This is a genomic window from Saccharopolyspora hordei, from assembly GCF_013410345.1.
Classification (GTDB): Bacteria; Actinomycetota; Actinomycetes; order Mycobacteriales; family Pseudonocardiaceae; genus Saccharopolyspora; species Saccharopolyspora hordei.
Genome location: NZ_JACCFJ010000001.1, coordinates 4,778,941 through 4,793,040 on the forward strand (window position 1 = coordinate 4,778,941; position 14,100 = coordinate 4,793,040).

The 14,100-nt window shown below is 72.7% G+C and carries 15 protein-coding genes; 7 read left to right on the forward strand and 8 right to left on the reverse strand.

Translation table 11 applies throughout. From position 1 onward, the window contains the following. The first annotated feature begins 117 nt into the window (after window positions 1-117). A complete protein-coding gene (locus HNR68_RS21900; RefSeq protein WP_179723631.1) occupies window positions 118-303 on the forward strand; it encodes a DUF7455 domain-containing protein in 186 nt (61 codons plus the stop codon). A 64-nt stretch (window positions 304-367) separates the two neighbouring features. Here HNR68_RS21900 and HNR68_RS21905 read toward each other — a convergent pair whose 3' ends face one another. Continuing rightward, complete coding sequence (locus HNR68_RS21905) at window positions 368-1,579, reverse strand: cysteine desulfurase-like protein (RefSeq protein WP_179723632.1); 1,212 nt, start codon at window positions 1,577-1,579, stop codon at window positions 368-370. A 103-nt stretch (window positions 1,580-1,682) separates the two neighbouring features. Continuing rightward, window positions 1,683-3,458 (reverse strand): DEAD/DEAH box helicase family protein, encoded by a 1,776-nt coding sequence (locus tag HNR68_RS21910; RefSeq protein ID WP_179723633.1) that lies wholly within the window; start codon window positions 3,456-3,458, stop codon window positions 1,683-1,685. A 211-nt stretch (window positions 3,459-3,669) separates the two neighbouring features. Here HNR68_RS21910 and HNR68_RS21915 point away from each other — a divergent pair, with 211 nt between their 5' ends. Further along, a complete protein-coding gene (locus HNR68_RS21915) occupies window positions 3,670-4,833 on the forward strand; it encodes a YihY/virulence factor BrkB family protein (protein WP_179723634.1) in 1,164 nt (387 codons plus the stop codon). 21 nt (window positions 4,834-4,854) lie between these two features. Here HNR68_RS21915 and HNR68_RS21920 read toward each other — a convergent pair whose 3' ends face one another. Continuing rightward, entirely contained in the window at window positions 4,855-5,103 is a 249-nt protein-coding gene (locus tag HNR68_RS21920; protein WP_179723635.1) for a DUF3039 domain-containing protein, read from the reverse strand. A 54-nt stretch (window positions 5,104-5,157) separates the two neighbouring features. Next, window positions 5,158-5,502 carry a DUF3099 domain-containing protein gene (locus HNR68_RS21925; RefSeq protein WP_179723636.1) on the reverse strand — a complete coding sequence of 115 codons (345 nt, stop codon included), beginning with the start codon at window positions 5,500-5,502 and terminating at the stop codon, window positions 5,158-5,160. A gap of 143 nt (window positions 5,503-5,645) precedes the next feature. Between HNR68_RS21925 and HNR68_RS21930 the strand changes: the two genes are divergently transcribed. After that, window positions 5,646-6,317, forward strand: coding sequence for a 1-acyl-sn-glycerol-3-phosphate acyltransferase (locus HNR68_RS21930; protein ID WP_179723637.1), 672 nt, complete (start codon window positions 5,646-5,648; stop codon window positions 6,315-6,317). Window positions 6,318-6,335: 18 nt separating this feature from the next. Here HNR68_RS21930 and HNR68_RS21935 read toward each other — a convergent pair whose 3' ends face one another. Beyond that, window positions 6,336-6,647, reverse strand: coding sequence for an RNA 2'-phosphotransferase family protein (locus HNR68_RS21935; protein WP_179723638.1), 312 nt, complete (start codon window positions 6,645-6,647; stop codon window positions 6,336-6,338). Continuing rightward, window positions 6,602-7,183: an HhH-GPD-type base excision DNA repair protein gene (locus HNR68_RS21940; protein ID WP_179723639.1), complete on the reverse strand. Its 582-nt coding sequence runs from the start codon at window positions 7,181-7,183 to the stop codon at window positions 6,602-6,604. The genes HNR68_RS21935 and HNR68_RS21940 overlap by 46 nt, the downstream gene beginning before the upstream one ends. A gap of 112 nt (window positions 7,184-7,295) precedes the next feature. On the opposite strand from HNR68_RS21940, the gene HNR68_RS21945 reads away from it, so the two are divergent. After that, window positions 7,296-8,180, forward strand: a complete 885-nt coding sequence (locus tag HNR68_RS21945) for an aminoglycoside phosphotransferase family protein (RefSeq protein WP_179725362.1) — start codon at window positions 7,296-7,298, stop codon at window positions 8,178-8,180. Between the two features lie 6 nt (window positions 8,181-8,186). Here the strand turns inward: HNR68_RS21945 and HNR68_RS21950 are convergent, their stop codons facing one another. Further along, a complete protein-coding gene (locus tag HNR68_RS21950) occupies window positions 8,187-8,747 on the reverse strand; it encodes a GNAT family N-acetyltransferase (RefSeq protein ID WP_179723640.1) in 561 nt (186 codons plus the stop codon). 174 nt (window positions 8,748-8,921) lie between these two features. Between HNR68_RS21950 and HNR68_RS21955 the strand changes: the two genes are divergently transcribed. From HNR68_RS21955 to HNR68_RS21965, 3 genes are all read left to right on the forward strand, one after another. After that, window positions 8,922-10,439 carry a DUF7782 domain-containing protein gene (locus HNR68_RS21955; protein WP_179723641.1) on the forward strand — a complete coding sequence of 506 codons (1,518 nt, stop codon included), beginning with the start codon at window positions 8,922-8,924 and terminating at the stop codon, window positions 10,437-10,439. Then, the gene (dtd, locus tag HNR68_RS21960; protein WP_179723642.1) at window positions 10,436-10,861 is read left to right on the forward strand and encodes a D-aminoacyl-tRNA deacylase; all 426 of its coding nucleotides are present in this window, start codon (window positions 10,436-10,438) and stop codon (window positions 10,859-10,861) included. The genes HNR68_RS21955 and dtd overlap by 4 nt, the downstream gene beginning before the upstream one ends. Before the next feature lie 293 nt (window positions 10,862-11,154). Then, on the forward strand, window positions 11,155-12,126 hold the full coding sequence (locus HNR68_RS21965; RefSeq protein ID WP_179723643.1) for a sigma-70 family RNA polymerase sigma factor: 972 nt from the start codon (window positions 11,155-11,157) through the stop codon (window positions 12,124-12,126). 293 nt (window positions 12,127-12,419) lie between these two features. On the opposite strand, the gene HNR68_RS21970 is transcribed toward HNR68_RS21965, so the two are convergent. Further along, window positions 12,420-13,910, reverse strand: coding sequence for a carboxylesterase/lipase family protein (locus HNR68_RS21970; protein ID WP_179723644.1), 1,491 nt, complete (start codon window positions 13,908-13,910; stop codon window positions 12,420-12,422). Between the last annotated feature and the right edge of the window lie 190 nt (window positions 13,911-14,100).

Sequence of the window (14,100 nt, forward strand, 5' to 3'; positions counted from 1 at the left end):
ATGCGTCTGGAAGAGTGGGACTCAACGAGCACCGACCCCGCAGCCAGCGGGACACCGGTGGTCGTAGCCGGATCGAGGGCGTCGGAACTTCCGACGCCGGGACGGAGGGAGATCACGATGCCGGGAACGCTCACCCGCCCCGAGCTGACCGCCGCCGACCGCTGCGACCGCTGCGGGGCCGCTGCCAAGCTTCGCGCCGTGCTGCCGTCCGGTGGCGAGCTCCTGTTCTGCGGTCACCACGCCCGGGCCTACGAGGCCGGGCTGCGTGAGGTGGAGGCGGACCTCCAGCAGGACGAGCAGTAAGCGCCCGAACGAGGACGGTGCCCCCGCAGGCCGCCTGCGGGGGCACCGTCGTCTCTGGGCCGCGTCAGGAGCTGAGGTCGGCGAGCACCTCCAGGAGGCGGCGGACGTCGGCCTCGCTGGTGTAGTGCGACAGGCTCGCGCGCACGCCGCCCTCCGGGCCGAGGCCGAGGGCGTGCACCGCCTCCCAGGCGTAGGAGTGGCCGTGCGAGACGTTGAGGCCCCGCTCAGCCAGCTGTGCGGCCACCTCCGCGGGTTCCCTGCCGGGGAGCCCGAAGAAGGCCGTGGGCGTGCACGGGCCCTGCGGGGCGCCGTAGCGCACCACCCCGTCCAGCGCGGCGATGCCGTCGAACAGCGTGGTGGCCAGGGCGTGCTCGTGCGCCAGCACAGCCCGCCGGGAGACCGCCAGGCGGTCGCGCCGGCTGCCGTCGGCGTCCGAGTCCAGACCGGCCAGGTGCTCCACCGCGGCGACGACCCCCGCCAAGGAGGCGAACGGGTTGGTGCCCAGCTCGAACCGGTCCGGCGAGGTGTCCGGGGACGGCTTGAGCTTGTCGGGGTGCAGGTTCTCCAGCGACCACGGGTCCGCGGCCACCACCGCGGCCAGGTGCGGCCCCGCCCACTTGTAGGCGCTGGTCGCGTAGAAGTCCGCGCCCAGCTCGGTCAGCTGCACGTGCGCGTGCGGGCAGTGCTGCACGCCGTCGACGTACGACAGCGCGCCCACCTCCCGCGCCCGCGCGGTGATGGTCCGCACGTCCGGGATGGTGCCCAGCAGGTTCGACGCCGCGGTGACCGCGACGAGCTTGGTGCGCTCGCCGATGAGGTCGGTGACCCGCTCGGCGGGCAGCTCACCGGTGGTCGGGTCGAGCTCGGCCACGCGCACGGCGGCGCCCGCGCGCTGCGCGTGCTGCACCCAGGGCCGCACGTTGGCGTCGTGGTCCAGCTGGGTCACCACGACCTCGTCGCCGGGCCGCCAGCCGTCGGCGAGCACCGCGGCGAACCGGTAGGTCAGGGCGGTCATGCTCGGTCCGAAGACCACGCACGCGGGGTCGGGCGCCCCGACCAGGTCAGCCACCGCCGCCCGCGCCTCGGCGACGATCCCACTCGCCCGGCGGCTGGACTCGTACGGTCCACCCACGTTGGACACCCCGACCCGGTAGGCGTCGGTGACGGCGTCGATCACCGGCTGCGGCACCTGCGTGCCCGCCGCCCCGTCCAACCACGCCCTGCCGTCGGCCAGCGCCGGGTACTGCGCCCGCACCTTCTCCACGTCGAAAGCCATGCACCGACCCTAGGAGACCGGACGAGCGGAACAGAACCGATCTTCGGTGCGCCGTCGGAGGCGTACACCGAAACGGGCGATCTTCACCCGAACCGGCGAACGGTCACCAGGAGCGCAGGGTGGCGATGCGCTCCTCGAGCTGCTCGACCGTGGCCATCGCGGTCGGCGGGCCGCCGCAGACCCGCTGCAGCTCGTTGTAGATCTTGCCGTGCGGCTTGCGGGTCCGGTGGTGGTGCAGCGACACCAGGGTGTTGAGCTCCTTGCGGAGCTTCTGCAGCCGCTCCTGCACGCTCTGCGGCCTGGCGTTCGCGCGCTTCTCGGCCTCCTCGGCGGCCTTGGCCGCCTTCGCCTCGGCCTCCCGCTTGGCGACGTCCTTGAGCTGCTGCGACTGGCGCTGCCGCAGCAGCGCCCGCACCTGGTCGGGCTCGAGCAGGCCCGGCAGGCCGATGTACTCCTGCTCCTCCTCGGAGGTGCTGAAGGCCGCGGTGCCGAACGACGAACCGTCGTAGATCACCTGGTCCAGCTCGGCGTCGGCGCCCAGCGAGGTGAACGCCTTCTCCTCCTCACCGGGCTCGTCCTCCCGGCGGTTGGCCTGGGCGAGCAGCTCGTCGTCCCAGCCGTCCTTCTCCCGGTGCGGCTTGCCCAGCACGTGGTCGCGCTGGGTCTCCAGCTGGCTGGCCAGCTCCAGCAGCACCGGCACGCTCGGCAGGAACACGCTGGCGGTCTCCCCCGGCCGCCGGGACCGCACGAAGCGACCGATGGCCTGGGCGAAGAACAGCGGGGTCGACGCGCTGGTGGCGTAGACGCCGACGGCCAGCCGCGGCACGTCGACGCCCTCGCTGACCATCCGCACCGCGACCATCCACCGGTCGTCGGACTCGGCGAACTCGGCGATCCGCCCGGAGGCCTGCGGGTCGTCGGAGAGCACCAGCGTCGGCTCGGTCCCGGTGATCTCGTGCAGGGTCTTGGCGTAGGCCTTCGCCGTGACGTGGTCCGAGGCGATGACCAGACCGCCGGCGTCGGGCATGCCGCCGCTGCGCAGCTGCGCCAGCCGCGTGTCCGCGGCGCGCAGCACGGTCGGGATCCACTCCCCCGCCGGGTCCAGGGCGGTGCGCCACGCGCGGGCGGTCTGCTCGGCGGTGAGCGGCTCGCCGAGGCGCGCGCTGAACTCGTCGCCCGCGCTGGTGCGCCAGCGCGCCTCGCCGGAGTAGGCCAGGAAGACCACCGGCCGGACGACGCCGTCCTGGAGCGCGTCCGCGTAGCCGTAGGAGTGGTCGGGGCGGCTGCGCATCGACCCGTCGGCGTCGGGCTCGTAGGTGATGAACGGGATCGGCGAGTCGTCGCTGCGGAACGGCGTACCGGTCAGCGCCAGGCGCCGCACGGCCGGGGTGAAGGCCTCCCGGATCGCGTCGCCCCAGGACTTCGCGTCGCCCGCGTGGTGCACCTCGTCGAGGATCACCAGCGTCTTGCGGCGCTCGGTGCGCACCCGGTGCAGGGCCTCGTGCGCCGCGACCTGCGCGTAGGTGACGACGACGCCCTGGTAGTCACTGGAAGTGACACCGTCGCTGTTGCGGAAGTGGGAGTTCAGCGCGATGCCCGCACCCGCAGCCGCCAGCGCCCACTGGTGCTTGAGGTGCTCGGTGGGCGCGACGACGGTCACCGCCTCGACGGTGCGGTCGGCCAGCAGCTCCGCGGCGACCCGCAGTCCGAAGGTCGTCTTGCCCGCGCCGGGCGTCGCGACCGCCAGGAAGTCCCGCGGCTTGGTCGCCAAGTACTTGGTGAGCGCCCGGCGCTGCCAGGTGCGGAGCGGTCGGGACGAGGCCTGCGCGGGGTCGCTGAGCACTGAACGGACGGGACTGTCGAGTTGCGCTTCGGACACGCCAGCTCGCCGCTCCTTCCTCGGTCTCCCCTACCTGAATGGTGCGGGCGAGTCGTCGCACCGCCCCTCGCGACCGCCCGGGCGTCGATCGACTCGATGCGGGCCGCCGTGCAGCTTACCTCCGCCCGTCGATCTCCACCGCCAAGGCCGTGGCGCGGGAGCCGACACACCGTTTTCCCGGGTCGGCGCTCATCGCCGGGAACCATGCAGCATGCTTGGGGGTGCCATGGGTTCGCCGAGTTCGTCAGAAGGCCGGGGGCGCAGTGCCGCCGCACCACGGAAAGCCCCGGTGCGACGAGGGCCGCTGCGCGTGATCGTGCGCACCCTGGACAAGGCCTGGTGGGACAACATCTTCTCGGAGTCGGCGGCCGCCGCGTTCTGGCAGACGCTGTCCCTGCCGCCGCTGCTGCTCGGGCTGCTGGGCAGCCTGGGCTTCCTCGGGGACTGGTTCGGCCCGTCGATCGTGGACGCGGTGCACGACAAGATCCTGGCGTTCTGCCGCACCGTGTTCACGCAGAACGTGGTGGACCAGATCATCGGCCCGACCGTGGCCGACATCCTCACCAAGGGCAAGGGCGAGATCGTCTCGGTGGGCTTCCTGCTGTCGCTGTGGGCGGGGTCGTCCGCGCTGGCGTCGCTGGTCGACTCGATCACCATGGCCTACGACCAGTACCTGGTGCGCAACAGCGTGTGGCAGCGGATCTTCGCGCTGCTGCTGTACCTGGTGTCGCTGGTGGTCGCGGTGGTCGGGCTGCCCATCGTCGCGCTCGGCCCGGACTGGCTGCCGACGCTGTTCCCCCAGGAGTACCAGGACGACATCGCCTGGCTGATCCAGGCGTTCTACTACCCGGCGACCGCGATCGGCCTGGTGCTGGCGCTGGCGACGCTGTACAAGGTGTCGCTGCCCCGCAAGCTGCCCTGGCACCGCGGCCTGCCCGGGGCGCTGCTGGCGATGGTGCTGTTCCTGTGCTCCAGCATCGGCCTGCGGCTCTACATCACGTGGGTGACCAGCACCGGCTACACCTACGGCGCGCTGGCCACGCCGATCGCGTTCCTGCTGTTCGCGTTCTTCATCGGCCTGGCGATCATCATGGGCGCGCAGTTCAACAACGCGATCCAGGAGATGTACCCGGCCAAGATGACCCGCCGGGAGCGGCGGCGGTGGCGACGGCTGGAGATGAAGCGCCTCGCGCAGCGCATGCACACCGAGGAGGGCTACCGGGCGTGGCGCAACGGCCCGGCGGAGCGCACCGAGGAGCAGGCGGCGCGGCCGACGGAGCAGGACGTCCCGCCCGAACCGGTCGCGGAGGTCCCGCGCAACGGTGTCCCCGTGCAGGAGTCGCCGCGCGAGCAGACCGAGCCGCGCGGCGGCTGAGGCCACCGCGCGGTCGACGGCTCAGTCGTCGCCGCCGGGCGGCAGCGATTCGAAGATCTCCTTGCACTCCGGGCAGACCGGCGACCCCGGCTTCGGCGACTTGGTGACGGGGAAGACCTCCCCGCACAGCGCCACCACGTACGTGCCCATGACCGCGCTCTCGGCGATCTTGTCCTTCTGCACGTAGTGGAACATGTCCGGACGGTCATCACTGGTCTGGTCAGTGGTCTCGGTCCGGGTGTCGGTCTCCGGCAGCGTCATCGTGCTCATGCGTCCATGATGCCGCACGACGGGCGCGGGCGGGCGCGGGCGCCGGGGCGCGCCTCAGCTCTCGATGACCTGGTGCTCGCGCGACTCCAGGGCGTGGTGCGAGCGCCGGAAGCGGTTGACCTTCTCGGTCTTCTTGGCCGGCCGGTCGTTGGCGATGAGCACCGCCATCCACGGCAACGGGATGGAGATGGCCAAGATGATCAGGGCCAGCCACGACAGCTGCCACACCTGGAACACCACCGCTGCCATCACCAGGCACGGGATCCGGCTGGCCATCATGATCGCGTACCTGCGGCGACGCATCGCCTGCTGATCGTCCAATGACGGCTGGGCCTCGGTGATCAGCACCGGGGAGTCGTCACGATGTGAGCTGTTCACGACGATACCTCCACCATTCATGCTCCCACTCGAAGCCCGCCGCCAACACCCTGGGGGCCGCGCGGATCCCGAGCCTCCGGCCCCCAGGTTGACCGGCAGGACGCACGCCTGAAACCTCGACGGGATAGATTCGGACGGGAGCCAGTCGTGGTGTGGAGGACGCAGTGCTGTACACGGTGAGCAAGAAGGTCGTCAGTGCGGTGGCGCGGACGATCTACCGGCCGACGGTGATCGGCGCGGACAAGGTGCCCACCACCGGTCCGGTCATCCTGGCGCCGAACCACCTCGCCGTGCTCGACAGCTTCATCGTCCCGCTGGTGCTGCCCCGACCGGTGGCGTTCCTGGCCAAGGCCGAGTACTTCCGCGGCAGCGGCGTCAAGGGCTCGCTGACGAAGTGGCTGTTCACCGCGTGGGGCGCCATCCCGGTGGACCGGGGCAAGGGGCGCGCCGCGAAGGAGTCGCTGGAGGCCGCCGAGAAGGTGCTGCGCGCCGGTGGCGCGTTCGGCATCCACCCGGAGGGCACCCGCTCCCCCGACGGCCGCCTCTACCGCGGCCGCACCGGTGTCGCGCGGCTCGCGCTGAGCACCGGCGCTCCGGTCGTGCCGGTGGCGCTGACCGGCACCGACAAGCTCCTGCCGCGCGGCAAGCGGATCCCGCGGCTGCACCCGGTCACGGTGCGCTTCGGCGACCCGCTGGACTTCTCCCGCTACGCGGGCATGGACAGCTCGCTGCCGGTGCTGCGGTCGATCACCGACGAGATCATGTACGCCATCGCCGAGCTCTCCGAGCAGGAGTACGTCGACCGCTACCAGCGCCCGGGCGCTGCGGCGGCCTGAGCCCGGCGGCCGGGCGCGTCAGGACGTCCGGGAGTCGTGGTACGGCGGCGCGACGTGCTCGGTGAGCCACACCCCGTTCGCGCTGCCCCGGAACTCGTGCCCGGCCGCGTGCACCGCGCCGGCCCGCACCGCCGGCACCATCGGGCGCAGCCCGTGCTCCCGGATCGCGGCGAGGGCGCGCTCGACGGTCCCGTGGTGGAACAGCTCGGGCGACCGCAAGGTCCAGGTCGACCTGCACCGCGTGGCCCGCCGCTCGTCCACAGTGCACTCCGAGGCGTCGCCCATCAGCCCTTGGCGGCCTTGGCGGCGGCCTTCTGCTCCTTCTTCCACGCGCGGACCTCCTGGAGGGTCTGCTCGTCGACGACGTCGGCGATCGACCGGCGCGCGCCCTCCTCGCCGTAGGCCCCGGCGGCCTCGCGCCAGCCGGCGGGCTGGACGCCCCGCTGCTTGCCCAGCAGCGCGAGGAAGATCCGCGCCTTCTGGTCGCCGTAGCCGGGCAGCGCCTTGAGCCGCTTCAGGACCTCCTTGCCGTCCGGGTCGCCCTCGGTCCAGATCGCCTCGGTCCGGCCGTCGTAGTGCTCGACCACGTACTGCGCCAACGCGTGGATCCGCCGCCCCATCGACCCGCCGTACCGGTGGATGGCCGGCTTCTGCACGCACACCTCGACGAACTCGTCCAGATCGGACTCGGCGATCGTGCGGACGTCGAACCCGCCCATCCGGTCGGCGATCTTCTTCGGCCCGGCGAACGCGACCTCCATCGCCACCTGCTGGTCCAGCAGCATGCCCGTGAGCAGGGCGAAGGGATCCTCGCTGAGCAGCTGGTCCGCGTCGGCGTCGCCGGTGAGGTTGAGCTTGTTCGGCATGGCGCCATCGTCGCACGCGCGGCCGCCCGGCGACCTCCTCACGCCCGTCCGCGGCCCACCACAAAGGCTTTGCGGGTGCTGATCGGCTCGTGTGAGGCTGCGCGGCGTGGACATGCACGTCGGGCAGCTGGCCGTCTCGCCGGAAACGGTGCGTGCGCTGGTGGACGAGCAGTTCCCCGCGTGGCGGGAGCTGCCCGTCCGGCGCGTGGACTCGCGGGGGACCGTCAACGCGATCTTCCGCATCGGCGAGCGGCTCGCGGCCCGGTTCCCGCTGCAGCCGGGTGACGCCGACGCGACGCGGCGGCAGCTCGCGGCCGAGGCGGACCGGGCCCGCGAGCTGCTGGGCCGCACCCGGTTCCCCACGCCTCAGCCGGTCGCGCTGGGCGAGCCCGGGGCGGGGTTCCCGCTGCCGTGGTCGGTCCAGACCTGGGTGCCCGGAACCGTGGCCACCGAGGCGGACCCGGGCGTGGCGCTCGCGCGCGACCTGGCCGAGTTCATCCGCGACGTCCGCGCCCTCGACACGCGCGGGCGCACGTTCTCCGGGACGGGCCGCGGCGGCGACCTGCGGGCGCACGAGGCCTGGGTGCAGACCTGCTTCCGCCGCAGCGAGCCGTTCCTGGACGTCCCGCGGCTCCGGCGGACGTGGCGGGACCTGCGGGAGCTGCCGCGCGGCTCGACCCGGGACGTCATGACGCACGGCGACCTGATCCCGGACAACCTGCTCGTCTCCGGCGGGCGGCTGGCCGGGGTCATCGACGTCGGCGGGCTCGGCCCGGCCGACCCCGCGCTGGACCTGGTCGTGGCTTGGCACCTGTTCGACGCCGGACCGCGGCGGGCGCTGCGCGAGGCCCTCGGTTGCGACGACCTGGAGTGGCAGCGCGGCGCGGCGTGGGCGTTCGTGCAGGCCGTGGGCCTGGTCTGGTACTACGCCGAGAGCAACCCGGGCATGAGCGAACTGGGACGGCGCACGCTGGAGCGCCTCCTGGGCGAAGGCTGAGCGCCGTCAGCCGGCCCGCTTGGCCGCCCGCCACTCCGGCGCCAGCACCGACCAGACCTCCACGTCCTGCCGCTCGCCGCGGTGCAGGGTGCTCTCGCGCAGCACGCCGTCCCGGACCATCCCCAGCCGCTGGGCCACCGCGATGCTGGGCCGGTTCGCCGACGCGACGTGCCACTCCACCCGGTGGATGCCGCGCTCCTCGATCGCCCAGTCGATGATCACCCGCGCGGCCCGGGTGACCAGGCCCCTGCCCACCGCCGACGGCTCCAGCCAGCAGCCCGCCTCGGCGGTGCCGCCCGGGACGTCCATGGTCCGGAAGAGCACGCCGCCGACCAGCTGGTCGTCCACCCAGATCCCGAAGATCCGCCCGGTGTCGGACGCCGCCCTCTCCGCGTACTGGCGGAGGAACGAACGGCTGGACTCCAGGTCGGTGACCGCGTCGGCCAGCCCGATGTACCGCCCGATGTGCTCGCGCCCGCGGTCCACGTGCGCCAGGAACTCCTCGGCGCGCCACGGTTCGAGCGGGCGCAGCTCCGCGTTGTCATCCCCCAGTGAGACCGAGAACATCGCACCCTTCCACGATCCGGGACGGTCAGGTCACAGCGAAGGCTGCCACACCGGGACCGCCGAGGTGACCGTTTCGCACGAGCCCGCTCCGACTCCGTGGGGAGTTCCCGCGCCGCTGCTCCGAGGTGGGCGCGGGCGGATGCGCCATCCGGCGGTCGTGTGAGGATCGGGAACGTGATTCCAGACCTGTCCCATGACCGCATCGATCGACTTCGCGACGCGTTCCGCGCCGCGCGCTACGACGCCGACGGCGTGGTGGAGCTGCTCGGCCCGGAGGCGCACCTCGCGCTCGGGCGCGGCGAACCGGTGCCCGCGCTGCGCGCCACGACCGACGCCGGGCCGCTCGGCACGCTCGTCCGGCTGTTCCTGCTCGGGCAGGCCGAGCCGCAGGACGCCGTGGAGGCCGCGCTCGCGCCGCTGTCCCTGGCCGACGCCCTGGCCGCCGGGATCGTCGTCGCCGACGGCGACCGGGTCCGCGCCGGGCTCGACGTCCGCCCGCACGGCGCCGACGACCAGTCGTGGTGGGTGGTGTCGGACCTCGACTCCGACCTGCGCGGCGGCCGCCCGGTCGAGCCCGACCACGTGCTCGGCGTCGGCCACGCCTCGCTGAGCCTGGTGCGGGCGACCTCCCGCCGGCCGGTCGGCTCGGTGCTGGACCTGGGCACCGGCTGCGGCGTGCAGGCGCTGCACGCGAGCACGCACGCGCAGCGGGTCACCGCGACCGACGTCTCCAAGCGGGCGCTCGCGCTGGCCGAAGCGACGTTCCGGCTCAACGAGGTCGACGTGGACCTGGCCGAGGGCGAGTGGTTCGAGCCGGTGCGCGGGCGCCGGTTCGACATGGTGGTGTGCAACCCGCCGTTCGTGGTGGGCCCGCCGCGCACCGACTTCACCTACCGCGACTCCGGCCTGGCCGGCGACGACGCGAGCGCGCTGGTGGTGCGCCAGCTGCCGTCGTTCCTCAACGAGGGCGGCACCGGGCAGCTGCTGGCGTCCTGGGTGCACCGCGAGGGCGAGGACTGGGAGGACCGGGTGACCCGGTGGCTGCCCCCGGGCGCCGGTGTCGACGCCTGGTTCGTGCAGCGCGACGTCGCCGACCCCGCGTTGTACGTGGGCACGTGGCTGCGCGACGCGGGCTACGACCTGCGCTCCCCGGAGGGCGTGCGGAAGGCCGGCGAGTGGCTGGACTGGTTCGAGGCCAACGGCGTGGTCGGCATCGGCTTCGGGTTCGTCACGCTGCGCCGCACCGACGCCGCGCACGGCGAGGTGGTGTGCGAGGACCTGCGGCACGCCTTCGACGACCCGCTCGGCCCGGAGTCCGACCAGTGGTTGCGGCGCGTGGACTGGCTGCGCGAGAACGGCTCGGACGAGGCCCTGCTGGCGGCCCGGCTGGTCACCGCGGACAGCACGGTGCTGGAGCAGGTCTCCGGGCCCGGTGACGAGGGCTGGCGCCCGCTGGTGCACCGCCTGCACCGCACCGACGGCCCGGGGTGGCAGCACGAGGTCGACGAGCTCGGCGTCCGGCTGCTGGCCGGGTGCCGCGGCGCGCTCCCGCTCGGCGAGCTCCTCGAGCTGCTCGCCATGGGCTTCGGCGAGGACGCCGACGAGCTGACCCGCGCCGCCGTTCCCGTGGTGCGGGAACTCGTCCGGCACGGAATGGTCGTTCCCGCGGAATGGGAGGGTGGTGCGCGATGAGAGCGGTCGCCACTCGGGTCACGCGCGCCTCGGTAACGGTCGACGGAGTGGTCGTCGGCAAGATCGAAGAGCCCGGGCTGTTGGTGCTATTGGGCGTGACGCATTCCGACGGTCGTGAAGAAGCCAGCAAAATGGCGCGCAAACTGCATGAGATTCGCGCGTTGCGCGACGAGGAGTCCTGTGCCACGACCGGGGCACCGCTGCTCGTCGTCAGCCAGTTCACGCTCTACGGCTCCACCCGCAAGGGGCGCCGCCCGTCGTGGACCGGGGCCGCGCGCCCGGAGCACGCCGAACCGCTGGTCGAGGCGGTCGTGGCGGAGCTGCGCGAGCGGGGCGCCCGGGTCGAGACCGGGGTGTTCGGAGCCATGATGTCGGTGGAGAGCGTCAACGACGGACCATTCACCCTCTTGGTTGAGGTGTAAATGACGTAACGGGGCTCCTCAGGAAATTCTCAGGCTTGGCGGCGCAACGGGTGTGACCGCCATGACGTCTCCTGGTCGAGAACTCCGGGAACGAATTCGGGACGCCGTTCGTTTTCCAGGTACCGATGCTTCGACGGCCATGCCGATCGGTGCCGGGGGCACCGATCGACACATCCGTGGGAGATGTCGACGCGCAAGCCCGTTACCACGAGCGTACGCGTCATCCGCACCGCGCAACGACGCGCGAGCGTGTGAATTGCGCCCGCCAAGCCAGCCCGTCAGGGAGGGAGCACATGACCGTCCCGCAGACCACCACGCCAGACGTCACCGTCGCCGAGGAACTGGACACCCAGGGCCCATCGGCTGACCTGGTGCGCGTCTACCTCAACGGCATCGGGCGCACCGCGTTGCTCACCGCGCAGGAAGAGGTCGACCTCGCCAAGCGGATCGAGGCCGGGGTGTTCGCCAAGCACCTGCTGGAGACCAGCGACGACCTCACCCCCGAGCGGCGTGCGGACCTGAACGCCGTGGTCCGGGACGGCCGCCGTGCCAAGAACCACCTGATGGAGGCCAACCTTCGCCTGGTGGTCAGCCTGGCCAAGCGCTACACCGGTCGCGGCATGCCGCTGCTGGACCTGATCCAGGAGGGCAACCTGGGCCTGATCCGCGCGGTGGAGAAGTTCGACTACACCAAGGGCTTCAAGTTCTCCACCTACGCCACGTGGTGGATCCGGCAGGCCATCACGCGCGGCATGGCTGACCAGAGCCGCACCATCCGGCTGCCCGTCCACCTGGTCGAGCAGGTCAACAAGCTGGCGCGCATCAAGCGCGACCTGCACCAGAAGCTCGGCCGGGAGGCCACCGACGAGGAGCTGTCCGAAGAGGCGGGCATGCCCGTCGAGAAGATCAACGACCTGATGGACCACTCCCGCGACCCGGTCAGCCTGGACATGCCGGTCGGTGCCGAGGAGGACGCCCCGCTCGGCGACTTCATCGAGGACGCCGAGTCCGCGGACGCGGAGAACACGGTGATCTCCGGCTTCCTCCAGGACGACCTGCGCCGCGTGCTGGCCACGCTGGAGGAGCGGGAGCAGGCGGTGATCCGGATGCGCTACGGCCTCGACGACGGCCAGCCGCGCACCCTGGACCAGATCGGGAAGGCCTTCGGCCTGTCCCGGGAGCGGGTCCGGCAGATCGAGCGCGAGGTCATGTCCAAGCTCCGGCAGGGTGACCGCGCCGATCGCCTGCGCGCCTACGCGAGCTGAGCCGGGGCCGGACTCCCGGCCCCGCGGTGCCGCCCAACCCCCGGTGGTGTGATGCCACCAGGGGGCCTGGCAGACCGAGCGCCCGTTTCCACCCGGTTGGCTCGTTGACCTCGTGCCCGGGGTCGGGCCAGCCTGTGGGTCGCGGGCGCTTCGCACTTCGCGGTGTTCGCACCGCCTCCCCCGGGAGGTCGGGGTCGTCGTCTGGACGGGTCCGACCTCCCGACCTCGTACGGCGTTCCGCGGAACGCTGACCAGACGGCCCGCCCCTGCGCCAGGGACGGGCCGTTCACGTGTCAGAACACGCCGTCCCAGACGGTCCGCTCACCCGGAGCCGGGTCGTGGACGAGGCGGGGTCGCTCGTCGAAGCGCTGGACCGGCCTGCTGACCAGGTCGTAGGCGGGCCAGCCCGGCTCGCCCGCGGCGACGAAGGACACCCAGGCCGCGTGCATCGCCTCCGCCAGCGACTGGGGCGGGGTCGGCCCGGTGAGCTGCTGGAACCGCGGGGAGTCGAGCAGGTCGAAGACGAACGGCACCTCCAGGTAGTGGCAGGCCCCCAGCAGGCCGTCGAACTGCGGGGAGCGCCAGGCGAAGTCGTACAGGTAGGTCGTCGAGCCCGTCCTCGCCCGCGCCTCGGCCAGGCGGTAGGACGGCGCCCGGTACCACCAGTCCCGTTGCAGCAGCGCCAGCAGGTCGCCCGCGGCCGCCCCCGGGTTGCCCTCCCGGTAGACCGCGAGGGCGCGCTCCACCGGGAGCTCGTAGAGCCGCGCGGCCTCCGCCAGCACCTCGTCGGTGGTCCGGCCGAGGCCGCCGAACGGGACCAGCGACAGACGTCCTTCTTCGGCGTTGCTGCCGATCAGCACGTCGACGTCCGCCCCCGCCCCCGCCGCGACCTCGTCGAGGGGGTTCGCCGGCAGGACCTGACCGTCGACCACCGGCTTCCACGCGGTCACCCGAGATCCCGGCTCGCCGTTCCAGCGGCGCGGATCGGGGTGGGCGGCCAGCTCGGCGGCCACCCCGTCCAGGGCCCTCAGCAGCCGGGGCATCGGCACGGCCGCGATCGCCTCCCGGGTCGGCGGGACACCCAGGACGCCGGCCAGGACCCGCCCGACGTGGTGCGCCGTCTCCGGGTCGACCACGGCGTTCCCCGCGCCGCTCTGCAGGATCGCGCGCCGGAACAGGCCGCGGGCGCGGGGCGCGGTGAGCAGCATGCCGACGAACATCGCCCCGGACGACTGGCCGGCGATGGTGACGTTGTCCGGGTCGCCGCCGAACGCCGCGATGTTGTCCTGCACCCACTCCAGGGCGGCGACCTGGTCGAGCAGGCCGAGGTTGACGACGCCGTCGTCGAGGTGCAGGAAGCCCTCCACGCCGAGCCGGTAGTTGAGCGTCACGCAGACCACCCCGTCGCGCGCGAACCGGCTGCCGTCGTAGCCGACGCTGCTGCCGCCCTCCATCCCGCCGCCGTGGAGCCACACCAGCACGGGGTGACCGGCCGCGCCGAGGTCGCTGGTCCACACGTTGAGGTTCAGGCAGTCCTCGCCGGGGACGGTCGGGTACTGCAGGTCCAGCTCCGGGGGCAGCGCGAAGGCGGGCTGGGGCGCGGTGGGCCCGTAGGTGAGGGCGTCGCGCACTCCCGTCCAGGGCTGCGCCGGTCGGGGTGGGCGGAACCGGTCCTCCCCGATCGGCGGCCTCGCGTACGGGACGCCCAGGAAGCGGTGGATGCCCGCGACCGTGCGGCCGCGGACGGCACCGGAGCGGAGCTGGACGACGGGACCTGCGCTCATGCCGGCGACCGCCCGCACCGCTCGATCACCGCGATGGTCGACACGACACCTCCTCCGGCCACGCACGCATGGCCTCACGCCGTGAGTTCCTGCCGCCGACAGCATAACTTACGTCGTAAGAATCTGGTTCGGTTCGCCGTGCTCGAACACGAACGGCCTGGTCACCCCCGTGTCGGGAGGACCAGGCCGT